We start from the raw sequence: 22,406 nt of genomic DNA on the forward strand, positions 1-22,406 counted from the left end.
GGCTGGCATCGAGAGTGCTGCTGCCTAGTGCTCCGCGTACATCTCCGGTATCAAGCCCTTCACCAGCTCGACGTATTTGGAGGTGTCGTTGACACGATGGTTGAATATAACCGGCGAAATCGCGCGAGGGCTGTCGATCATCCGGAAATGCACGTCCTGGCGCATTTGCCGCGCTGAGGATGGAATCAGGCATACACCGAACTCGGCTGCGACCAAGCCCAGGGCTGTCTGTATTTCGCGCACTTCTAGCACTTCTCCAGGCTGCACTCCATGCCCATGCAGCACGTTCAACACTTCGTCAGCAAACCCGGGGCGCGGCTCCTTGGGGTACACAATCAGTCGTTGTCTGGACAATTGCTTGATCGGTAGCGGCGCTGTTTCTTGAGCCATCGGTGAGTTGGTCGGCACGGCCACTGCGAGGCGCTCTTCATGCAGCACGGTGCCCGCCACACTTGGATCGCTGTGGCGCACCCGGCCAAACCCGATGTCGATGCGCCCTTCCTTCAAGGCCGGTATCTGTTGTACCGACATCAGTTCCACGAGTTGAATGTCCAGTTCAGGTGCGCATTGGCGGAGTTTCCTAACCAATATTGGCAAGCCGCCATACAACGTGGATGCCACGAAACCGATCGACAACACGCTGCGCTGGTGCATCCCGACTCTACGGGTAGCGACTTGTAACTGCTCCACGCGGCCAAGGATCTGCATTGCTTGCTCGAAGAACAGACGACCTGCATCGGTCAGCCGTACAGGACGCGAATTGCGAATCAGCAATGAGACACCAAGCTCCTCCTCAAGCGACTGGATCTGTCTACTCAACGGTGGTTGCGCGATGCCGAGCTGCTCGGCGGCTCGGGTGAAGTTGCGCTCACGGGCCACGGTGACGAAATAGCGAAGCTGACGCAGATCCATAGACTTTAGTCGCATTAGGCGTGTTCAGGTAACAATGCTGGCAAGGTATGGTGCGGTGCACAATCCCATATTTTGCACCATCTTAACGCATATCAATACTTTTAGGGTATTGAAAGTGACGCAAAAGGTGTTGGACGGCACGGAAATTGCCCGGTTAAAACGGCAACATGAACGCCGTCCTTGCCAGTGCAATAGCTTCAGCCTCCCCGTCCATCGAACGGGTGGAGACCTGTCTGGTCGATCTGCCCACCGTCCGACCGCACAAGCTGTCGGTGGCGGTGATGAACGGCCAGACCCTGATGCTGGTCAAGGTGTATTGCAGCGATGGCACCGTCGGCATCGGCGAGGGCACCACGATCGGCGGCACCGCTTACGGCGGCGAAAGTCCCGAGAGCATGAAGCTCAACATCGACAGCTATTTCGCACCGGTGATGATTGGCCAGGATGCCAACGGTGTGCAGGCACTGATGGCCCGCATCGGCAAGATGGTCAAGGACAACCGCTTTGCCAAGAGCGCGGTCGAAACCGCTTTGCTGGACGCGCTGGGCAAGCGTACCGGTCTGAGCATCAGTGAATTGCTCGGCGGCCGCCGTCGCGAACGCCTGCCGGTTGCGTGGACGCTGGCTTCCGGCGATACCGCGAAGGATATCGCCGAAGCAGAACGCTTCCTTGCCGAGCGCCGTCACAACATCTTCAAGCTGAAGATCGGTGCCAAGGACATCAAGACCGACATCAGGCACGTGGCCGAGATCAAGAAGGCGGTTGGCGATCGCGGGTCCGTGCGGGTGGACGTGAACATGGCCTGGGGCGATACCGATGCGGCCTGGGGCATGGCCGCGCTGGCGGACGTCGGATGCGACCTGGTCGAGCAGCCTGTCGCCACCGCTGCTGGCCTGGTGCGGTTGAAACAGCAACGTTTCCGCGTGCCCTTGATGGCCGACGAGTCCATCACCGGCCCACAGGTCGCCTACGAAATCGCCAAGGCCGGCGGCGCCGACGTGTTCGCGATCAAGATCGAGCAGAACGGCGGGCTGTTCGCCGCCCAGCGCACCGTGGCCATCGCCGATGCCGCGGGTATCGAGTTGTACGGGGGCACCATGCTCGAAGGCGCCGTCAGTACGGTGGCATCCGCGCACCTGTTCAGCACTTTCAACGAACTTAAGTGGGGCACTGAACTTTTCGGGCCTTTGCTGCTGACCGAGGAAATTCTGACCCAGCCGCTGGACTACAGCGAATTCTCGATGGCGGTTCCAAGCGGCCCAGGCCTGGGCCTGGAACTGGATGAGGAGAAGCTCAAGCGCTTCACCCGCAGCGGTTTCACCAAAATTACTCAATAGGTAGGAAGACGAAGATGCTTTTCCACGTACGTATGGACGTGAACATTCCCGGCGATCTCGATCCGCAGATCCGCACCGACACGATCGCCAGGGAAAAGGCGTATTCGCAGGAGCTGCAGAAGTGCGGCAAGTGGCGCCACATCTGGCGCATCGCCGGCGAGTACGCGAACTACAGCATCTTCGATGTCGAAAGCAACGAGGAACTGCACAACCTGCTGGCGGGGTTGCCGTTGTTTCCGTACATGAAGATTTCAGTGACGCCCCTGTTGCGTCATCCATCGTCGATCCGTGAGGACGATACCTGATCAATCTCGGCGAACCAGGTGGCCTGTGACGAGCCTGGTTGCAGCTTCAATGACAACCCGGTGAGGAGGGAACAACAATGAGCGTCAAGGTTTTCAATACGAAGGAAGTCCAGGATCTGCTGAAGGCGGCTACCAATATCGACGGCGAAGGTGGCGACAAGCGCGCCAAGGAAATCGTCCACCGCTTGTTGAGCGACCTGTTCAAAGCCATCGACGACCTGGACATCACCGCTGACGAAATCTGGGCCGGAGTGAACTACTTCAACAAGCTCGGCGCCGATGGCGAAGCCGCACTGCTGGCCGCCGGTCTCGGTCTGGAGAAATACATCGATATTCGCCTCGACGCCGAAGACGTCGCTCTGGGATTGACCTGGGGCACGCCTCGCACCATCGAGGGGCCGTTGTACGTCGCCGGTGCTCCGGTCAAGGACGGCGTGGCAAAGATCGACATCGTCGATGACCCGGATGCAGGCCCGCTGGTGATTCGTGGAAGCGTGGTTGGGCCCGACGGCCAGCCTGTCGCCGGCGCGTTGGTGGAATGCTGGCATGCGGATTCCCGGGGCTTCTATTCGCACTTCGATCCAACCGGGAAGCTGCCGGAGTTCGACCTGAGGGGCGCGGTGCGCACCGGGACCGATGGGAAGTACGAATTCCGCACGCTCATGCCGGTCGGCTACGGGTGTCCGCCGCAGGGCGCTACCCAGCAATTGCTCAATGTGCTGGCCCGCCACGGCAATCGGCCTGCGCACGTCCATTTCTTCGTCACCACGGACCAGTTCCGCAAGCTCACCACGCAATTCAACATCGAAGGCGATCCCCTGATCTGGGATGACTTCGCCTACGCGACGCGCGAAGAACTGATTCCGCACGTGATCGAGAAGACCGGTGGTGCAGCGCTCGGGCTGAAAGCCGATGCCTACAAGGAGATCGAGTTCAATTTCACCCTGACCCCGCGGGTGCACGGCGTGGACAATCAACTCGTCCATCGTCCGCGCGCCGAAGTCAAGGCCGCGTAGGCCCCGCAATGCTCGGCGGCGGCGCGATCCATTGCCGCTTCGTTCGAAACATGCGACGCACCGACCAAGGGAGCAGGGAAATGGAACGCAAGAGCATCACATTGATGTTGGCGGTAGGCGCATCGTCGGTAACCATGCCGGCGAGTGCGACCGAGGGTGGTGGCCAGATGTACGCACCCGGCATCGAGAACTTCATGGCGGGTGCAATGCCGCCGCCGGGGATGTACGGCATTGTCTATGCCTATTCGTATTCGGCGGACAAGCTGCGCGACAATTCCGGTCGCGAAATCCACAACGACTTCGACCTCGACGTCAACGTCATCGCCCCACGCCTGATCTGGGTAACGAATCAGCACCTGCTGGGTGGGCAACTGGCATGGCACGTGCTCGTGCCCTTCATGGATCAGCGAGTTTCGCTCAGCCCGGCCGCAGGGATGCATGTGAGCGACCACAAGTTTGCGCAGGGTGACATCACATTCGGGCCGGCCATCGGCTATCACTATTCGCAGCACGCGCACGGCCTTCTGGCGCTGGATATATTCGCGCCGACTGGCGCTTACGACGTCAACGACATCGCCAATACCGGGCGAAACTACTGGGCGGTGCAGCCGCTGTACGCGTTCGACTATGTGAATCCCGATGGCCTCAACTTCTCCGCGAAGGTGATGTACGAGTTCAATGCCAAGAACTCGGACACACACTATAAATCCGGGCAGGAGTTCATCGCGGATGTCGCTGTCGGCTGGAGCGTTGGGCAACACTGGACGTTGGGTGTCGGCGGTTTCGTTTATCGACAGACCACCGATGACAAACAGTATGGCCAGACCATTGCCGACTACAAGGGGCGCGCCTACGCTCTCGGGCCGGACGTGAAGTACGACAGCGGCAAGGGCTGGTTCGTCACGGGCAAGTACGCTCCGGAATTCGACGTTCGCAATCGGCCACAAGGCTCGGTGTTCACGGTCAAGGCGACGTTTCCGCTATGAGGAGTGCGCCGAAATGAGCTCCCGATCCTCCCTCCCGGCATTGCGCATCGGCATCGTGGGCGGCGGCATCGCCGGCGTTGGCTTGGCGCTTGGCCTGCGGAATTGTCCTCATCTGGACGTGCAATTGTTCGAGTCGGCATCGGCCTTCGGTGAGATCGGTGCCGGAGTGTCCTTCGGTCCGAACGCCGTGCGCGCCATCTCTGGCCTGGGCATGGGCGAAGCCTACGAGGCCCTGGCCGACTCCACCCCGGCACCCTGGCAGGACATCTGGTTCGAGTGGCGCAATTGCGAGGATGCCGGCTACATCGGCGCCAGCATCGCGCCCGGGTTGGGGCAATCGTCGGTGCACCGGGCCGACTTCCTCGATGCGCTCGCCAAGCGCCTGCCGGCCGCGATGACGAACTTTGGCAAGCGTGCGTGTGCCCTGGAACAGGACGCTGATGGCGTGCGTGTGCGTTTCGTCGACGGTAGCGAATACGGCTGCGACATGCTGATCGCGGCCGATGGCATCAAGTCTTCCCTGCGGGACCTGGTCTTGGGGGCATCGGGGCATCCAGGCGTCTCGCCGCGATTCACCGGCACCTGCGCGTATCGCGGCATGATCGACAGCCAGCGCCTGCGTGAGGCCTTCACCGTTGCGGGCGTGGACACGCATCTGGTCGATGTGCCCCAGATGTACCTGGGATTGGATGCGCACATTCTGACCTTTCCGGTGAAGAAGGGGCGCCTTGTCAACGTGGTGGCCTTCGTATCGGATCGGACCATCCCCCACCCCGAGTGGCCGCAGGGACAGCCGTGGGTGCGTGAGGCAAGTCGCCGTGAAATGCTCGATGCCTTCGGGCATTGGGGGACGGCGGCACGTACCTTGTTGGAATGCATCGATGCGCCGACCTACTGGGCGCTGCACGACTTGGCGCAGTTGCCGACCTACATACACGGGCGTGTCGCGCTGATCGGAGACGCCGCGCACGCGATGTTGCCGCACCAAGGGGCGGGCGCTGGCCAGGGCCTGGAAGATGCCTATTTTCTTGCCCGGTTGCTGCAAACGGCGGCTCCGGATCGCGGGCAGATCCCGGCGCTGCTGGAGGTCTATGACCGCGTTCGTCGCCCGCGGGCCTGTCGTGTCCAACAAACCTCGTGGGAGGCGGGCGAGTTGTACGAGCGGCGCAGTCCGGAAATTGGCAACGATCCGGTACTGCAGGGGCAGGCGCTCGCGTCCCGGTTTGATTGGCTGTGGAACCACGATGTCGATGCCGACATCGCACGGGCACGGCGCGAACTGGGATGGGCCGCAAGCTCGGCGTGACGATAGCGTATCGCCCGGTGTTGGCCTGCGCCGACATCGCGATTCAGCGATCCGGGAAGAGGATCCAACCTGATGAAACTTCAATGATCGACAAGACATTCAAGACGTGCGCGGAAGCGGTGACCGATATCCATGATGGCGCGACAGTCATGATCGGCGGGTTTGGCACGGCAGGCATGCCGGATGAGCTGATAGACGCCCTGATCGCGCACGGTGCACGCGAGTTGACGCTGATCAACAACAATGCAGGCAACGGGGACAGCGGAGTGGCGGCGCTGATCGCGAACAAGCGGGTGAGAAAGATCATCTGCTCGTTCCCGCGGCAGAGCGATTCTTGGCATTTCGACGCAGCCTACAAGGCAGGCGAGATCGACTTGGAACTGGTACCCCAAGGCAACCTCGCTGCACGCATCCATGCAGCCGGTTCGGGGCTGGGCGCGATCTTCACGCCGACCGGCTACGGGACCGAGTTGGCAAAAGGCAAGGAGACGCGCGAGATCGATGGCAAGCACTATGTGCTCGAATTCCCCATCTCCGCGGATTTCGCCCTGATCAAGGCGGGCAGGGGCGACCGTTGGGGCAATCTCGTGTACCGCAAGACCGCGCGCAACTTTGGCCCGATCATGGCGATGGCGGCGAAAACCACCATTGCGCAGGTCGGGGAGATCGTCGAGCTGGGTGCGCTTGATCCGGAGAGCATCATCACGCCTGGCATCTTCGTGCAACGCGTGGTCGCAGTTGGAGGGAAAAGCCGATGAGCGCACAGCTGTGGAGCCGAGAACAACTTGCCGCACGCGTGGCCAGGGACATTCCCGAAGCGGCGTATGTCAACCTGGGGATCGGCTTGCCGACGTCGGTCGCCAACTATCTGCCGAAAGACAAGGAAATCTTCCTGCAATCGGAAAATGGTCTGCTCGGCATGGGGCCGGCGCCGGAGGCGGGCAAGGAGGATCCCGAACTGATCAATGCCGGCAAGCAGCCGGTCACCTTGCTCGCCGGCGGCGCGTTTTTCCACCACGCCGATTCGTTCGCGATGATGCGCGGCGGGCATCTGGACATTTGCGTGCTCGGTGCCTTCCAGGTCGCCACGAACGGCGATCTGGCGAACTGGAGTACCGGTGCCCCGGATGCGATCCCGGCGGTGGGCGGCGCGATGGACCTGGCCATCGGCGCCAAACAGGTATTCGTGATGATGGATCTGCTGACCAAGAAAGGCGAGAGCAAGCTTGTCGAGCACGTCACCTATCCCGTCACAGGCCTGGGCTGCGTCTCCCGGGTGTATACCGACCACGGCGTGTTCGATGTCGGCAAGGACGGCGCGAAGGTGGTTGAAATGGTCGAAGGCACCACGCTCGACGAACTGCGCCGGCTCACCGGCGTGCACCTCGAACTGGCCATGTAAAGGGAGAGATTGAATGTCCGAAGCCTTCATTTGCGATGCTGCCCGTACGCCGATCGGTCGCTATGGCGGGATCCTGGCGAACATCCGCGCCGACGACCTCGGTGCGCTGCCGATTCGGGCCCTGCTCGAACGCAATCCGGATCTCGATCCGCAGGCGGTCGACGAGGTGTTCTACGGCTGTGCCAACCAGGCCGGCGAGGACAATCGCAACGTGGCGCGGATGAGCCTGCTCTTGGCCGGATTGCCGGTTTCGGTGCCAGGCGTGACGCTCAACCGCCTGTGCGCGTCGGGGCTGGAGGCGGTAGGCCAGGCCGCGCGTGGCATCAGGACGGGCGAACTCGACCTCACCATCGCGGGCGGCGTGGAGTCAATGAGCCGGGCGCCCTTGGTGATTGGCAAGGCTGATACGGCCTTTGGCCGGGCGCAGCAGCTGGAAGACACCACGATGGGCTGGCGCTTCGTCAACCCCGAACTGAAAGCGCTCTACGGCACCGAGACCATGCCGCAGACCGGTGAGAACGTGGCCACCGACTACCGGATCAGCCGCGAAGACCAGGACGCATTCGCCCTGCGTAGTCAACAACGCGCAGCGCAGGCGCAGCGGTCGGGATTCTTTGCCGAAGAGATCATTCCGGTGCAGGTGCCGGGCAAGAAAAGAGGCGAGATCGTCCAGGTTTCCATCGACGAACATCCGCGTCCTGACACCAGCCTGGAGGCGCTGGCGAAGCTGAGGGCCTTGTTCGCTGACGGCACCGTGACCGCCGGCAATTCCAGCGGCATCAACGACGGTGCGGCGGCACTGGTGATTGCCTCGGAGGACGCCGTCAAGCGGTTTGGCCTGACCCCGCGTGCGCGAATCCTCGGACTTGCCTCGGCGGGCGTCGAGCCCCGGGTGATGGGGGTAGGCCCGGTACCGGCGGCGCGCAAGCTGATGGCGCGTCTGGGCCTGGACATCGGTGATTTCGACGCCATCGAACTCAACGAGGCCTTCGCCAGCCAGTCGCTGGCGGTGCTGCGCCAGCTCGGGCTGGCCGACGATGCGCCGCAGGTCAATGCCAATGGCGGCGCGATCGCCCTGGGGCATCCGCTGGGCATGAGCGGGGCGCGGCTGGCGTTGACCTTGACCCACCAGTTGGAGAAGACCGGTGGCAAACTCGGACTGGCCACGCTGTGCATCGGCGTGGGCATGGGCCTGGCACTGGCCGTCGAGAGGGTGTGAGCATGGCCTTCATCGAACTCGCCACGCACAGGTTGCACTACACCGTCGATGGCGTCGCCGGGCCGTGGCTGCTTTTCTGCAATTCGCTCGGCACCGACCTGCACATGTGGGACGCGCAGGTGGCTGAGCTATCGCGGCGGTTCCGCGTGCTGCGCTACGACCGGCGTGGCCATGGTCGCTCGACCACACCACCACCACCGTATGCGCTGGAAGATTTGGGCAATGACGTGATTGCCCTGCTGGATGCACTGGAGATCGAGAAGGTTCACTTCTGCGGCCTGAGCATCGGCGGCTTGACCGGGCAATGGCTCGGGGTGAACAAGGGCGATCGCCTGGACAGGCTCGTGGTCTGCGCCACCGCGGCCAAGATCGGTTCGGCGGACGGGTGGAAGGCCCGCATCGAGCAGGTGCAGGAACAAGGCCTGGAGCACATGGCCGCGGCCACCGCCGAGCGCTGGTTCACGCCCCGGTTCAATGCCGAGCACAAGCCGGTGGTGGATGAGATCCTCGCCGCCTTCGTCGCTGTGGATCCCGATGGCTACAACGGCTGTTGCGCAGCGCTGGCCGGCGCGGATCTGCGGGAAGAGATCCACACGATTCCCCATCCTCTGCTGGCGGTCTCCGGCGACGATGATCCGGTGTGTCCGCCGGGTGACCTGCAGTCCATCGCTGACGCCGTCCGGCATGGAAGGCATGTCTCACTGGGGGGGCGGCATATCGTCAACATCGAATCGGCATCGGCGTTCAATGCGCTGTTGCTGGAGTTCCTGCGGGAGTGATGGCTTGGGTTCCTTGGATCTGTCGGAGCAGGAGCGGGCGCGGCGCGATATTGCTGCCGTGCTGCCCGGCCGCGACCACGACCTGACCCGCCTCCGGGTGCTGGCGGAAGGGGGCATCCCGATCGTCACCGTCATCGGCAAATACAACCACGGCAAAAGCCGCCTGCTCAATGAACTGCTGGGGCACGACGCTTTCGCCGTGGCCGACCGGCGTGAGACGGTTGCGTTGTCGGAGTGTGAGCGCGATGGCGTGCGCTGGCTTGATGCCCCGGGCATCGACGCCGACGTTGGCGTCGAGGATGATCGCCACGCGATGCAGGCGGCCTGGTTGCAGTCCGATATCCGCCTATTCGTGCATGCGGCCAAGGAAGGCGAACTGGATGCACAGGAGCGGGCCTTGCTGGGTGAGTTGCGTGCCGATGCCGGCCGCACGCGGCGCAAGACCTTGTTCGTGCTCTCGCAGGTGGATCAACTGGCTGACGAGGCGGAACTGGACAAGGTGATTGACGCCCTGCAGTCGCAACTACCGGACTTGAAGCCAATCCCGGTCTCCGCCACGCGCCATCGCCTCGGGGTGCAGGAGGGGAAGCGGTTGATGTTCGAACGCAGCGGATTTCCCCGGCTGCGCGACGAGTTGGCGACGTCACTGAGCGGTGTGCAAATGGCCCGCGCCCACGAGACTGCCTTACTGCTCGGCGAAATCCTCGCGGAGTTGCAGGCCTTGCACTCGCGGCACAAGGCGGCGCTGGCGGAATCACGTGCGCGGCAGCGCCAGCAGCGCCTGGCGTTCGTTCAGGGGCTGGAGGGCGTGTTCGCGCGGATAGGCGCGAACATTCGGGCAGTCGTCGACGCGCCTGGGCCAGACCATGCGCAAACGGCGGATTCTGCCGAAGATCACTATCGTCAGACAGCCGCCAAGCTCGAGCGGGCCCGCATCCAGGTGGCCTATTCGCGTGCCTGCATCGAGCTTGACGGCTTCCTGGCGGGACATGGCGTCGTTGAGCTTCCTTCTGCACAGCGGACCGGTGCCCGGGCAATGGACTCGGTGATGGTTGCGGTGATGGGAGTGTCGGTGAAACGGCGAAGTGATCTGCGTCGCATGTTCTGCGATGGCGCCGGGATTGAGCGTCTGCACCAGGATTTCCTCCACTACTTCGAACTGTCGAAGGATCGGATCGAACTGGCCGGGGCGATCGCCGTTGCCGAGGCGGAGGTTGCCACCGTGGAAAACGCACTTGATGCCTTGCACGCGCTGGTGCCGGTGGCATGAAGGCCAATGTCAGCCACGAACAACGCTTCATCGCCCAAGCCGATAGCGTGGACTTTCGCGGTCGGGACCTGGGAGAAATCCTGAGTCGGCTGGAAGCGTGGAGGACAGGCGTGGAGGAATGCCTGGCTTCCGTCCGATTGCGGCCTGCCGGTATTGCCCATGACAGCGCGTTGGCACGGCAGTTCCAGGCGTTCAATGCAAGGGTGAGTGCATGCCTGGAAAGCTGGCCACGCCAATGGGCTGAGCTCGCGCCTGCGCAGCAGCTGGCCGATGCGCTCGATGACAAGGTGCTGCTGCTTGTGTTCGGCAAGTTCAATGCCGGCAAGAGTTCGCTGTGCAATTTCCTTGCTGGACGTTTCGCAGCACAGGGAAAGCAGGTGCATCATTTCCGCGTGCAAGGCGGGATGGTGGTGGATACAGCGGGGCCGTTTCAGGAAGGGGCGACCGAGACCACGACCGGGCTGCAAGGCGTGCGCCTGGGCGAACGGCTGGTATTGCTGGACACTCCCGGTCTGCACTCGATGACGCCGGAGAACGCCGCGCTGACCCGTCGTTTCACCGACAGCGCCGATGGTGTCCTATGGTTGACCAGTTCCGCTTCGCCCGGGCAGGTACAGGAGCTGGATGAATTGGCCCGCGAACTGCATCGCGACAAGCCGTTGCTGCCTGTACTGACCCGCAGCGATGTGTACGAGGAAGACGAGGCTGATGGCAGGCTTGTCAAGCTGTTGCGCAACAAGACCGAGGAGAATCGGGCGCTGCAGGAAGCCGACGTTGCCAAGCGGGCGGGGGAGAAGCTGGTGATGCTAGGGTTGAACACCGCGTTGCTGGAGAGGCCGGTGTCCATTTCCACCCACGTCGCACGCCAGCAGGGGCAGACGCAGGAGGCAATGGAGGCCGCCGGCTTCGAACGGCTGTTCGCTGCGCTTCGGGCCATTACCGAGCCGGCGTTGGCCTACAAGCGGTTCAAGCCGGCGGCCGTGCTTCTGCATCATCTGGACGAGTGCGTCGCCTGGGATCTGCGAAGCAACCTGCAGCCGGCCCTGGATGCGTTGCTGCGGTCACTGCAACAGTTGGAGAGTACATTGGCGCAGCGACGCGATCGGTTCCTCGACTGCGCGTGGCGAAGCGCCCTTCCGGCATTGCCCCAGTTGCTGGAAAACCATGCCGATATGGGGGATGCGGGAGCAGCCCGTGTGGAGGCTGCACAACTTCTGCGCAAGATTGTGGCGATAGTAGTCGACGAGACACTTGCCGATTTCGACATGGTGCCTGAGCCTGAATCCATCGAGCTGGCGATCGGTGGTGAGGTCGGCTATGACAACCTTGCAGGCATGGTGGACTACTCACGCCTGCACGCTGAGCTGAAAGAGTCCATCCGTACGAACCTGCTCAAAGTTGCAGATGCGGTGATAGAACATTGTCTGCGAAGCATCGGCCGGCTGCGTGTGGACTTGGCCGGACTGCAAGCCACCTGGTCTTCGCAGGAGCAGGAACTGATTGAAATCAAGTCGTTGGTGGCTCCTCGCTGAAGGTGATTTTCGCGGTGATCGCGGTTACAGTGACCTGGGTTCAACGATTGTGGCGAGTCGGAGAAACGCCGTGCGAATAAGGAGCACGCCAGTTAAAACGTACCAGGGTACGCGCCGCCATCAAGCAGAAAATTCTGACCTTTGATGTAGCCAGCGTGCGTGCTACACAGGAATGCACATGCGGCACCGAACTCTTCAGGTTGGCCAACGCGGCGGGCCGGAATCGCATCGCGTTGGCGTCGTGCCATTTCTTCCGCGCTGATTCCAAGAGTAGATGCACGCGCCTGCGTCAGCTTTTCGAAGCGTGCAGTGTCGAACAGGCCTGGGAGCAGGTTGTTAATGGTGACGTTGTGCTGCACCACTTGTCGTGAGAGTCCTGCGACAAAACCGGTCAAGCCGTTGCGAGCGCCGTTGGACAATGCAAGCTCGGCAATCGGTGCCTTTACCGCTGCGCTGGTGATGTTGATGATGCGACCAAAGCGTTGCGCGATCATGCTGTCGAGAGTGGCGCGTATCAACACAATTGGAGCAAGCATGTTCGCTTCCAGCGCGGCAATCCAGTCCTCGCGGTCGAAGTTGCGAAAATCGCCGGATGGTGGACCACCGGCATTAGTGACCACGATATCCGGATGTGGGCAGATGGTCAGAACCGCTCGCTGACCCTCCATGCTGGCGATGTCACAGGCGACCGTCTTCACGTTCACGCCATAGCTAAAGCGCAGCATGGTAGCGGCCTTTTCCAGGGGCTCGGGTCTCCGAGCAACGATTACTAGATTTACACCTTCGCTCGCCAATGCTCTTGCACAGGCCAAGCCAAGCCCTGCGCTTGCTCCACAAACCAAAGCGGTGCGATTGGCGATTCCCATGTCCAAGGGGGCGTCCCTCCTGCTGAGACGGAAAATAGTGGGGAAATGATACTGCGTCATGGTTCACGAGGAATCACAAGAGAAGCGGTCGTTTGGGGTCAATGCTGTGCATCTCAGCTCAGTGCCCTTTGCAAAACGGACAGTACAAGGTCCGTCCGGAGATTTGTTCAAGGCTCCACATAACTCTGGTGTAATTGCTCGGTTCCGCCCGGCACCAAAACATAACCAGTCGGCCGACTAACGGATGTACTCTGCGGTGAGCGACGCTTCGATCAGACGGCGTATCGCCACTGCCAATGCGGCGTTTCCGAGGCCAGCTTGTGGATGGAGGGTCGCTGTGTCGTGCCTACGATGGCTCCTTCTTCCCTAGACCGGAGCCGACATGCTGGATCAGATTGACGAAGTAAGGAATATTCCTTACAATATGAGTGTCGCTATCGGGAGAACCGCCATGCCCAACATTCATGAAGTCGCCACCGTGACCTCCAAGGGCCAGATCACGCTGCCCAAACCCATCCGCCAGGCGCTGGGGGTGGATGCCGGCGGCAAAGTGGCGTTCGACCTGCGCGGCGGCAAGGTCGTTGTGACCCGCGCCGACGCCGAGCACGAAGACCCGGCGATCGGGGCCTTCCTGGCGTTGCTGGAGGCTGATATCCGGGCCGGCCGGCATGTCCAGGCGCTGCCGGAAGATCTTGCGCGGGCCATGCTGGCGAACGCCGGCCATGCGGTGGACCTCGATGAGGACATCGAAGGCGAAGTGGCGCTCTGATGCAGCGGCATGGCTGGACGCTGCTGTTCCATGAGGGCGTGATCGGGCAGTTGCGCAAGCTGCATGCGGCCGCGGAGCGGGCCGAGCAGAACGACCCGCGAAGGGTCGAGAGCAATGCCAACGTCAAGCTGTTCCGGGCGTTGAGCCAGTTGATCATGGAAGTCGTTCCGGGCGACCCCGCACGCGACGAGTTCCGCCAAGGCAGCACCCTGGGACCGGAATACCGCCACTGGCGGCGCGCGAAGATCGGACGGCGGTTCCGCCTGTTCTTCCGCTACGACTCCAGGACCAAAGTGATCGTGTTCGCCTGGGTCAACGACGAACAAACGCTGCGGTCGGCGGGCAGCAAGTCCGATCCGTATGCGGTGTTCGAGAAGATGCTCGGGCGAGGCAACCCGCCCGACGACTGGAAGGCGCTGGTCGCGGCGAGCAAGGCAGACTGGCAAGCGTCGAAGAAGCCGTAGGCTGTGCCGTATCCGATTGATTGGATGTGGCATGGAAATTCAGATCTCGCTTGAAAAATCGAGATGGATTCGAGCAAGGACTCCCTGGAGCAGGTGTTGAACAAGAGCCGATAGGATCACCATGAGGTCGCCACCATGAAGCTCGCAGCAAAAACCACTTTCGCAGAGCGTGCAGGCCGAGTCTTCGGCCGGATGTGGCGTGCTGGCGCACGCCTGGATCGGAAGGCACGGGGCTGGCTGGTGGCGCGAGGCCTCGACGCAGGCGTGGCTGTGGGTCTGCTGTGGGCCGTCAAGCTCATTGTGCTCGGTGTGCTGCTGTATGCGGCCTTCTGGCTGGCGCTGCTGTTGGTGTTCACCATGACTGCGGCATGGCTGGCATCCAATGCGCATGAGGCAGTGAACGAGCAGCCTCAACAGATGGCCGACGACGAGCACGATCATCGCAAGAGCGTGTTCTATCACCCCTTGTCCTATAGCGATGATCCAGATCCCAGATTCGAGGACGATTGATCGATCCGCTATTTCTTCTTGGCCGCGCCGAGCAACGTGCCTGCGCCGGAAGAACCAGCCTGGCTCGCCCCGCGAGTGCCATCAGCCAACCCTTGGAGGACGGCGCCGGTCCTGACGCCAGTCCAAACCAAGGCGGTCATCCAGAACCCGGGCAGCACGATAAACATTGTCGCCATTACGAAGTTCAATAGCATGTCCCCGAACGTATTGTTGAGCCCGATCAGCGGATCGAAGTTGGTATGCGGGCGGTTGTAGCCCCATCCCCAACCGTACAGCGCATCGAGGATGGTCGAGTCGATCCAGCGAGCGAGCTGGAACCAGAAATCCACGAAAAACAAGGCGAACTGAACCACTGAGACGGTTATCAGCGTCTTCAGGTCGTAGGTGCCGATCACCAGCACCAGCGGGATGCACACTACCAGCGCCATCTTCAGCAGCGCCAGCACCATCGGCAACGCCTGCCGCACCACGTCCATCGCCGGGAAGTAGCCCAGCGACCCCACGGCGAGCCCCACGTCGCCGACTGCACGGGTAGCGATGTTGGGCAGTGTCATCTGGATCTGCCCGCCGTAATCGGCATAGACCGCCCCTTGGTTGAGTTTCTGTTGCCGGGGCGAGGCAATCGTGCGAACCACAGAGTCGTTGACCTGGTCCGGGCTCAGGAAGCCGGCCCAGCCACCGATGCGGGTCAGCAGGCCAGGATCGACCTGGGCCAGCAGCCGCGCACGCAATCCGCTGCCACCATCCGACCACCATTGCCGGCAGGTCGGATAGCCAGCCCCGCTGGGGACCTCGGCCAGCCCAGCATCCCGGTTGCTGTCGTAGGGCCAGCCCTCCTGCGGCGTCTTCGCGTGGTAGGTGTCGTAGAAGCCGCTGGTGTCGAGGAAGAAGTGCGAGCCGATCCAGGTGACATCGTTCATCTGCTCCTCGCTCAGGTCGGGACGCGACATGAACAACTTGGCACGCGCCGGGCCGTAGCAGTCGTGGGTGAAGTCGGCCACTTCCTGGGCCAGCACCGGGTCGTCGATGCGGGTGGCGTCGATGTCTATGCGCATCTGCCGAAGATCCGTGCCGCAGGGAATGGCGGCGACCGAGGCGCCCGTCACCGCACGCGAAACCGCGTGGATGAAGAACCACCACACCGGCACCTTGGCCGACTGGTTGTTGATCGTGCTGAAGGATTGCGACCAGCCGGTCTCGGTAGGCTCCGGTACGCGCACCTGGCACTGCGTCGAGCGCGCCTGGTCGTACTTGATCGTGTTGAAGTCGACGTCGATGAAGGGAATGCCGGCGAACATGATGACGACGATGGCGACGAACACGCGGTTCTCGATGCGTGCCGAACTCAGCACGCCCTTGTTGCCTTCGTCCGCGCCTTCGCTGCGGGCCTTCAGCCATTCCTGGATGACGATGGCGAGGAACGGGATGGCGAACACGCCGCTGACGACTAGCACGTTCCAGATGCCGTTGTTGACGATCCAGGAAACCAGCGTCAGGTAATACTCCAGGTAGTCGGTGGTGTAGAGGGTCATGGCCGTCTCCGCGTCACTTGGCCTGCATGAACTGGCTGGCTTCCAGTGCGATCACCGCCAGCACTGCGGCGATCTCTACCCGCAGCAGGCGCTGCTGCGTACCGCCTTCCGGCTCGCGGGCGCGCAGCCGCCTGCGCATCCACAGCCAGCCCCAGACGGTGCCGGCATAGAGCGCCACCCGCCAGACGAAGAACACGCCGGCGTGGTCGGCCATCCAGCGCTGCCAGCCTGCGATGCTGCCGGCCAGGCGGATGCCGATCACGTTGGCGACGATGGCCAGGATCAGCAGCCCGAACGCCCACAACAGCGCCCGGCCGACGCGCCGGTTAAACAGCCAGCGCAATCGCCACCAGCCGGCGCTCACGGGTTGTTCCCGCTCGGCGGCCGCTGCAACTCGTCGAGCCGGTTGCGGGTCGGGTCGCCCTCGTAGATGCCACGCGAGCCGGTGGCGCGGGTGCTGTGCCGCTGGATGATGGCCGAGGGCGAGTTGCTGGCCAGCTCGCGGCGCAGTTCCAGTTCGGTCTTCAGGTTGTGGATTTCCCGGTCGAGGGTGTCGCTCTCGTGGGAGACGGCCTGCTGGGCCAGATCATTGGCGGCGACGTTGGGCTCCTTGCGTCCGGTCAGCATCGTGCGCTGGAGCAGCAAGGCCTTCTCCAGCACGCTTGACAGCGCGACCTCCGAGGCCAGCCGCCGTGCCAGCAGGTCCTGGTCGGGTTCATCACGCAGGGCTTCGATGACACCGCGGGTGATCGGCAACGATGCACTGCTGGCCGCCTGCAGGTTCTCGTAGCTGGTCGACCGGCTGCCGGCCACCAGCTCCTGCAAGGCCTGAAGCTTCGTTTCGTACTCTTCCTGGATTAAAGGCGTCAGGCCGACGCCGGGCGTGGTCTGGGTCTTGGTGCAGGCTTCGCAGGTGCGTTGCTCCTGCTCGCCCAGCACACGCACGGCCCAGGCCGCGGCCGCCTCGGGCGAGTTCCAGGTCTGGCAGGCCAGGTTGCCGTTGCAGGCGCTGGGGTCGATGGAACTGGTGTCGGTGGCATCGCGGCCGTTGAGCAGGTTGTATCCGGCGCGGGCCACGTCGCCGACCACGCGCACCGGCCGCTGGCCGGCGCCGCCGGCATTGCTGCCGCCGACCCAGGGCACGCCGTTGTTACCGCGGCTGGATTCGGCCTGGTCGATGGCCGAGACGGCATCGGTGCTCGTCACTGCCTGCTTCAGGGCCATGCCTTCGGCGAGCTGGTCCCAGCTCGTCTGGCCGCCGGCCATGTCGGCCATGCGGTTGGCGATGGCGCGGCAGGTCATCTTGCTGCGGTCGAAGTCGAGCCGGGCTTGCAAGACGCCATTCGTCAGCAGGTTGTAGAGGCCGGGATCGGCCCGCTGAATGATCAGCGCCGGCAGCGAGGCCACCGCGCTGGTGGCGTTCTGGATCACCGACGACATGATGGTCTGGAAGCCGTTGCTGATGCCGTTGAGCTGGTTCTGGATCGTCGTCGAGATCGACATGTCGCCGCAGATCAGGTTGGAGTTCCAGCCCACGCCGACACCAAGCTGGCGCATGTTGGCCGCGCCGCTCATCGAGACCGCGCGACCGCCACCGATCGAATACAGCACGTCGTCGCCGATCACGCTGCCCTGGTGCTGGACGCCGTACTCGTTAACGTTGGTCTGGGCGCTGGCTCCGGTGCCGGCCAGCGCGAAAGCCAGCACGGCAAGGAACAAGCGGCCACGGTTCGGAAAGGCGAAACGGTTCATGGCGGACCTCAGTTGAAGTCGGTGCTGCCGAGGAAGGTCTGCCCGCGCCGCCGGCAGCAGCTATACGGGCGCCACAATGCCCAGGCGTAGTCGCCCTGCTGCGCCTGCACGCGGGTGTTGGAATGGGGAAAGACCGCGCACGAGCGCGACAGCGTGGGCGTCAGCTCCTGCCACTTCCCGGTGGAGGCATCGCCCTCGACCAGGGCGCCAGCCGGCCAGTAGCCGTCGCGGGAATTAGCAAGCAGCGGCTGGTAGACGTGGATCTGCCCGCGCCGGGTGACGACGTCGCCGGCACGCTGGGCGACTACGGCACCGGCCTCGTAGTCGTCGATCTGGTGCAGCAGTCCGCCGCGCGGGTACACCGCGCCCCACAGGTTGAGCGTGGTGCGGGCGCCGATCTCGCGCATGCCCGGAGCCAGTGCTTCGGGGTACACCAGCTCGGGAACGTTGTAGCGCCAAGCCACGGTATCCAGCGTGCTCAGCAGGTAGGGCATGAAGGCCGTGCCGGCACCCTCGCAGGTGTAGCCGGAGGCCGCGGCGAATTGGCCAAACACCGAGCCGGCCGGGTGGCCGATCACGTCCGCGTTCTTGAATTTGGCGAGGTTGTTCTCGTTGTCGTGGTTGGTCGTGCCGTCACCGCCGGCTTGGGCCGTTGCGTTGGGCATGCTCATCGCCCGCACTTCGGTCCACGGGTTCTCGCCGGTGTTCGAGTAGCTCGACACCACCGCGTCGGGGATGTAGTGGCGAACCTTCACCGACGTGCGCACCGTGCAGCCGCCATAGGAGCAGTAGAGCCAGTAACAGATGCCGACCACGCGGTACTCCAGGCAGTCGGGCGATAGCGCGGACGACACGATGGTCGCGGTGTTGATGGCGAAGGCTGACGAAGCCACGCCGAACAGCACGGCGGCGACACCGGAGCGCAGGCGATGCAAACGCTTCATGGCTGCGTCCTCCGATGGGCTTCGATGCGGGCGACGGCCTTGCCCACGTCGGGTTCGCCGTACACCACGTAGCGCCGGTCCAGCACCACGGCCGGGAGTGTGGTGATGCCCAGGCTCCAAGCGTCGGCGACGCCTTGGTATGCCGCTGCCAGCTCGCTTTGCAGGGCCTCGCCGCCGTCACGCAGGCGCTGCTGCACGAGCGTCGTGGCGCGACCGGGGTCGGCAGGCAGGTTCGCGGCCAGGTTGGCCTCCAGGCGTGCCGCGCGATCCAGCTCGATGATCCGTGCGCCGGCGGGCGCTCGCACCGGATGCCGGCTGTCGGTGACGACGATCAGGTCGGCGGCTACGGCCCACGGGCTGATCAGCGCCGCGCAGAGACCGGCGATCAGCAGATGCCACCGGGCAGCGGGAGGACGGAAAGAGGAAGCGGCCATGTCGAGTCGCCTTGGAGTCGATCAGGCGAGTAGTCGAACGCCTGGGCGATTTCGGGACGACAAACAAACGGGAACCGGCGCACCCGGTTTCATGAAAGAAAACGGGAGCCGAAGCTCCCGCGGGGATTACATCGTCATGGGTGGGATGGCTTGGCGTACCTGGCGAACTACAGCAGGCCGGACGCGGCAAACGAATACGGCGTTCCCTTGCCGAAGATGTAGTGGTCCAGCAGCCTCACATCCATCATGTCGAGTGCCTGCTTCAGGCGGGCGGTGATCGCTCGATCAGCAGGCGATGGCGTGGCGTTCCCGGAGGGATGTTGGTGGCCGACGACGAGCTTGGCGGCATTGAGTTCCAATGCCCTTTGGACGACCACGCGCGGATGCACTTCGGCGCCGTCGATGGTGCCTCTGAACAGCGTTTCGCAGGCAATGACTTGATGTGTCGTGGTGAAGAACACCACGGCGAAGACCTCGCTGGATTCCTGTACCAGCTTCATGTGCAGGTAGTTGCGAACGGTATCCGGCCAGTTCAGCACGGGGCCGTCGGTGAACATCCTGCGCTCCAGGATGGCGATGGCCTGCTCGATGATGCGGTCGTCATCGACGGTTGGGGAACGGGTATCCGACACGGTTGGGACGTCGAATGTGGTGAGTGACATGGCAAACCTCCGGAGGATTGAGCCGGAGGCGCACCCGGGAGGGCCAGCCCTCCGGGGATGATGGGAGATAGAAACGCGGAAAAGCGGGCATCCACCATCACGCGTGCGATGGCTGTTCGCTGGCGGGATGCGGTGCGAACGGGCGGGTCAACGCGGGCAAGCCGCGCCGTAGTCCTTGAAGACCTGGACTACCTGGGCATGTCGCCGGTATCGGCGGCGGACATTCCGGGGGATTCGGGATCAGGCGCGGGCACGCCATCGGCGGCCAGGAAGTCGAGGGCCGACAGCAGCGCATCGCCCTCGACCGGGCCATGCAGCAGCAAGGCTTGGCCGGTGCGCTCGTCGCGCACGCGCAAGGTCGGGGTGGCGGCGATGCCGTCGCGCGCGCCCTCGCGGGCTTGCGTCTGGACCGTGTTCTGGGTCTTCCCGCTCTCCAGGCACGCTTGCAGCGCGGGCGTCTGGCCGGGATAGTGCACGCCTTCCGGCAGGCCTTGCCCGTCTCCCCGGGTGTGCTGGTAGATCCAGCCCACCGCATTCCAGTAGGCGGCCAGGCCGCCGGTTTCGCCTGCGCACTCGGCGAGGCTGGCCAGCCGGGATGCGACCGGCTCGTGCATCGGCAGTGGCAGGTGGTGCCATTGCAGCCGGGTTTCGGGGTGCTGGTCGACCCAAGCCTTCACCACGGGGAAGTAGGCCTTGCAGTACGGGCACTCCAGGTCCGCGTACAGGATCAGGGTGAAGCGGGCATTGGCCGGGCCGTGGTACCAGGGCGGACCGGGCGCAGGTTCAGTGGCGGTCGCTGTGGGCGTCTTCGTCGTGAGGGGGGCTTCCTGCTGCAGTTGCCGGGAGAGCAGCCACACGCCGAGTACGGCAAGCGCCACGACGGCGATGGACAGCCAGGCCAGACGTCGGTGGGATGTACGGGAACGCTGAGGTGGTTGCATGGCGGGGTCCTGGATGTGCCCGCCGGGTGGCCGGGCTGCTCCGATCCGAGCTGCAACTTCAGCACGCGGCAATGCGGGGATGCCTTCTGGAATCCGTCATGGCTTCACCCTGTTTGTTGCTCCGCAAAGAGGGCTGTAGTAACATCTGGATCAGACACTAAGCCTCTCTTGGCTTCTTGCGTAAGCGTTAACGTCAACCAACGCATGATTCCGGCACGCCCTAGTCTCGGCTGCCGTTTCGTGCGGAGGTTGCTGTTATGGCTGTCGAGCGCTCTCTTTCCGGCGTGACGACCCGCTCGCGCCTGGGTCTTCTCTACTTCGGCATTATTCTCATCGGCGCCAATCTGCGTGCGCCGATCACCAGCGTCGGTCCGGTTCTCTCGGACATACAAGCGGCACTTCATCTTGACGGGGCTGGGGGCCGGCGTACTCAACGCCTTGCCACTTCTCATCTTTGCCCTGTTATCGCTTCTCGCGCCGTCAGTCGGACGTCGTCATTCCCTGGAGCGGGTTTTAACGTGGGCTGTCGCAGCCATTTTGCTCGGGACGCTGGTGCGCTCTGTGCCATTGCCAGGTGCAATCTGGATTGGCACTGGGGTGTTGAGTGCAGGCATTGCGTTCGGAAACGTACTTCTGCCGGGGCTGGTGAAGCGCGAATTCCCCACCAAGGCGGCAGGCCTGATCGGGCTCTATGCGGCATCGATGGCCGGGATGGCCGGCGTGGCGGCGGGCATCGCCGTACCCATCACCCATGTGGCGGGGCTCGACTGGCGATGGGCAGTCGGTTGTTGGGCCTTGCTGGCGGCCATCACACTGGTTGTCTGGCTGCCTCAATGGACAGTACCCTCGCATGCTCCTTCGGCAACGGGCATCAGGATCAAGGAAGGCGTTTCACCCTGGAAGCACCCGATTGGATGGCAGGTGTCGCTGTTCTTCGCGCTTCATTCGTTGGTCTTCTACTCGATCGTTGACTGGTTTGCGTCCTACGCGGCATCGCGGAACGTGGCACCGGAAGCAGCGGGCTTCTATCTGCTTGTCTATCAGATTGTGGCGGTAGCAACGAATCTGGCATGTCCACCGATCATCAGGCGATTCAAGGATCAAAGACTTCTGGGATTCCTGTGCGGTCTGCTCTTGGTCATCGGAACCGCTGGCTTGTATTCGGGAGCGGGATCACCGCTGATCTGGCTTATCAGCGCAGGATTTGGCGCGGGAACCGCGATGACGACGAGCCTTGCACTGTTCACGTTGCGCACGCACGATCATCACCAGGCCGCTTCGCTTTCCGGGATGGCTCAGTTTGTCGGGTACGTGGGAGCTGCTGCCGGGCCTTTCCTCATCGGAGTCCTGCGCGACATTGACAGTGGTTGGACTTGGCCGTTGATCCTTCTGATTGCATCCAGCATCCTGGTTGTCGTCTTTGCAACACTGGCCGGTCGTGGAAAATACATCGAATAGCCAGACAAGA

General features: G+C 63.1%; 24 protein-coding genes. 15 read left to right on the forward strand and 9 right to left on the reverse strand.

The features are described from left to right. Positions 1–24: 24 nt before the first annotated feature. Positions 25–912, reverse strand: a complete 888-nt coding sequence (locus FD678_RS07195) for a LysR family transcriptional regulator (protein ID WP_140720686.1) — start codon at positions 910–912, stop codon at positions 25–27. A 167-nt stretch (positions 913–1,079) separates the two neighbouring features. Here FD678_RS07195 and FD678_RS07200 point away from each other — a divergent pair, with 167 nt between their 5' ends. The 11 genes from FD678_RS07200 (at position 1,080) to FD678_RS07250 (ending at position 12,064) form a co-directional block, all read left to right on the forward strand. Beyond that, a complete protein-coding gene (locus tag FD678_RS07200) occupies positions 1,080–2,249 on the forward strand; it encodes a muconate/chloromuconate family cycloisomerase (RefSeq protein ID WP_140720688.1) in 1,170 nt (389 codons plus the stop codon). A gap of 14 nt (positions 2,250–2,263) precedes the next feature. After that, complete coding sequence (gene catC, locus FD678_RS07205) at positions 2,264–2,554, forward strand: muconolactone Delta-isomerase (protein WP_140720690.1); 291 nt, start codon at positions 2,264–2,266, stop codon at positions 2,552–2,554. Between the two features lie 77 nt (positions 2,555–2,631). Further along, positions 2,632–3,570 (forward strand): catechol 1,2-dioxygenase, encoded by a 939-nt coding sequence (gene catA, locus FD678_RS07210; protein WP_140720693.1) that lies wholly within the window; start codon positions 2,632–2,634, stop codon positions 3,568–3,570. An 80-nt stretch (positions 3,571–3,650) separates the two neighbouring features. After that, the gene (locus FD678_RS07215) at positions 3,651–4,556 is read left to right on the forward strand and encodes a SphA family protein (protein ID WP_177497617.1); all 906 of its coding nucleotides are present in this window, start codon (positions 3,651–3,653) and stop codon (positions 4,554–4,556) included. Positions 4,557–4,569: 13 nt separating this feature from the next. Next, a complete protein-coding gene (gene salA, locus FD678_RS07220) occupies positions 4,570–5,862 on the forward strand; it encodes a salicylate 1-monooxygenase (RefSeq protein WP_140720696.1) in 1,293 nt (430 codons plus the stop codon). Positions 5,863–5,945: 83 nt separating this feature from the next. Further along, the gene (locus FD678_RS07225) at positions 5,946–6,620 is read left to right on the forward strand and encodes a 3-oxoacid CoA-transferase subunit A (RefSeq protein ID WP_140721917.1); all 675 of its coding nucleotides are present in this window, start codon (positions 5,946–5,948) and stop codon (positions 6,618–6,620) included. Beyond that, positions 6,617–7,264: a 3-oxoacid CoA-transferase subunit B gene (locus FD678_RS07230; protein ID WP_140720698.1), complete on the forward strand. Its 648-nt coding sequence runs from the start codon at positions 6,617–6,619 to the stop codon at positions 7,262–7,264. The genes FD678_RS07225 and FD678_RS07230 overlap by 4 nt, the downstream gene beginning before the upstream one ends. A 13-nt stretch (positions 7,265–7,277) precedes the next feature. Beyond that, complete coding sequence (gene pcaF / locus FD678_RS07235) at positions 7,278–8,483, forward strand: 3-oxoadipyl-CoA thiolase (RefSeq protein WP_140720700.1); 1,206 nt, start codon at positions 7,278–7,280, stop codon at positions 8,481–8,483. Between the two features lie 2 nt (positions 8,484–8,485). After that, positions 8,486–9,262: a 3-oxoadipate enol-lactonase gene (gene pcaD / locus FD678_RS07240; protein ID WP_140720702.1), complete on the forward strand. Its 777-nt coding sequence runs from the start codon at positions 8,486–8,488 to the stop codon at positions 9,260–9,262. 4 nt (positions 9,263–9,266) lie between these two features. After that, entirely contained in the window at positions 9,267–10,532 is a 1,266-nt protein-coding gene (locus FD678_RS07245; RefSeq protein WP_256661880.1) for a GTPase, read from the forward strand. Next, positions 10,529–12,064 carry a dynamin family protein gene (locus tag FD678_RS07250; protein WP_140720706.1) on the forward strand — a complete coding sequence of 512 codons (1,536 nt, stop codon included), beginning with the start codon at positions 10,529–10,531 and terminating at the stop codon, positions 12,062–12,064. Before FD678_RS07245 ends, FD678_RS07250 begins: the two co-directional genes overlap by 4 nt. Before the next feature lie 92 nt (positions 12,065–12,156). On the opposite strand, the gene FD678_RS07255 is transcribed toward FD678_RS07250, so the two are convergent. Then, positions 12,157–12,936 (reverse strand): SDR family oxidoreductase, encoded by a 780-nt coding sequence (locus FD678_RS07255; protein WP_140720708.1) that lies wholly within the window; start codon positions 12,934–12,936, stop codon positions 12,157–12,159. A 445-nt stretch (positions 12,937–13,381) separates the two neighbouring features. Here FD678_RS07255 and FD678_RS07260 point away from each other — a divergent pair, with 445 nt between their 5' ends. From FD678_RS07260 to FD678_RS07270, 3 genes are all read left to right on the forward strand, one after another. Continuing rightward, entirely contained in the window at positions 13,382–13,699 is a 318-nt protein-coding gene (locus FD678_RS07260) for a type II toxin-antitoxin system PrlF family antitoxin (protein WP_003484772.1), read from the forward strand. Beyond that, positions 13,699–14,163, forward strand: coding sequence for a type II toxin-antitoxin system YhaV family toxin (locus FD678_RS07265; RefSeq protein ID WP_140720710.1), 465 nt, complete (start codon positions 13,699–13,701; stop codon positions 14,161–14,163). Before FD678_RS07260 ends, FD678_RS07265 begins: the two co-directional genes overlap by 1 nt. A gap of 135 nt (positions 14,164–14,298) precedes the next feature. Further along, positions 14,299–14,673, forward strand: coding sequence for a DUF3742 family protein (locus FD678_RS07270; RefSeq protein WP_140720712.1), 375 nt, complete (start codon positions 14,299–14,301; stop codon positions 14,671–14,673). 8 nt (positions 14,674–14,681) lie between these two features. Here FD678_RS07270 and FD678_RS07275 read toward each other — a convergent pair whose 3' ends face one another. From FD678_RS07275 to FD678_RS07305, 7 genes are all read right to left on the reverse strand, one after another. Next, on the reverse strand, positions 14,682–16,205 hold the full coding sequence (locus FD678_RS07275; RefSeq protein WP_140720714.1) for a conjugal transfer protein TraG N-terminal domain-containing protein: 1,524 nt from the start codon (positions 16,203–16,205) through the stop codon (positions 14,682–14,684). 13 nt (positions 16,206–16,218) lie between these two features. Next, positions 16,219–16,569 (reverse strand): hypothetical protein, encoded by a 351-nt coding sequence (locus tag FD678_RS07280; RefSeq protein ID WP_140720716.1) that lies wholly within the window; start codon positions 16,567–16,569, stop codon positions 16,219–16,221. After that, the gene (locus tag FD678_RS07285; RefSeq protein WP_140720718.1) at positions 16,566–17,957 is read right to left on the reverse strand and encodes an integrating conjugative element protein; all 1,392 of its coding nucleotides are present in this window, start codon (positions 17,955–17,957) and stop codon (positions 16,566–16,568) included. Before FD678_RS07285 ends, FD678_RS07280 begins: the two co-directional genes overlap by 4 nt. A gap of 8 nt (positions 17,958–17,965) precedes the next feature. Next, positions 17,966–18,901 (reverse strand): TIGR03756 family integrating conjugative element protein, encoded by a 936-nt coding sequence (locus tag FD678_RS07290; protein WP_140720720.1) that lies wholly within the window; start codon positions 18,899–18,901, stop codon positions 17,966–17,968. Then, the gene (locus tag FD678_RS07295) at positions 18,898–19,335 is read right to left on the reverse strand and encodes a TIGR03757 family integrating conjugative element protein (RefSeq protein ID WP_140720723.1); all 438 of its coding nucleotides are present in this window, start codon (positions 19,333–19,335) and stop codon (positions 18,898–18,900) included. Before FD678_RS07295 ends, FD678_RS07290 begins: the two co-directional genes overlap by 4 nt. Before the next feature lie 167 nt (positions 19,336–19,502). Further along, positions 19,503–19,997 (reverse strand): JAB domain-containing protein, encoded by a 495-nt coding sequence (locus tag FD678_RS07300; protein WP_140720725.1) that lies wholly within the window; start codon positions 19,995–19,997, stop codon positions 19,503–19,505. Between the two features lie 188 nt (positions 19,998–20,185). Further along, positions 20,186–20,938 (reverse strand): DsbA family protein, encoded by a 753-nt coding sequence (locus FD678_RS07305; protein ID WP_140720727.1) that lies wholly within the window; start codon positions 20,936–20,938, stop codon positions 20,186–20,188. Between the two features lie 348 nt (positions 20,939–21,286). Here FD678_RS07305 and FD678_RS07310 point away from each other — a divergent pair, with 348 nt between their 5' ends. After that, positions 21,287–22,396: an MFS transporter gene (locus tag FD678_RS07310; protein WP_256661881.1), complete on the forward strand. Its 1,110-nt coding sequence runs from the start codon at positions 21,287–21,289 to the stop codon at positions 22,394–22,396. Positions 22,397–22,406 lie beyond the last annotated feature (10 nt).

The organism is Pseudomonas sp. Hp2 (assembly GCF_006386585.1).
Classification (GTDB): Bacteria; Pseudomonadota; Gammaproteobacteria; order Xanthomonadales; family Xanthomonadaceae; genus Pseudomonas_S; species Pseudomonas_S boreopolis.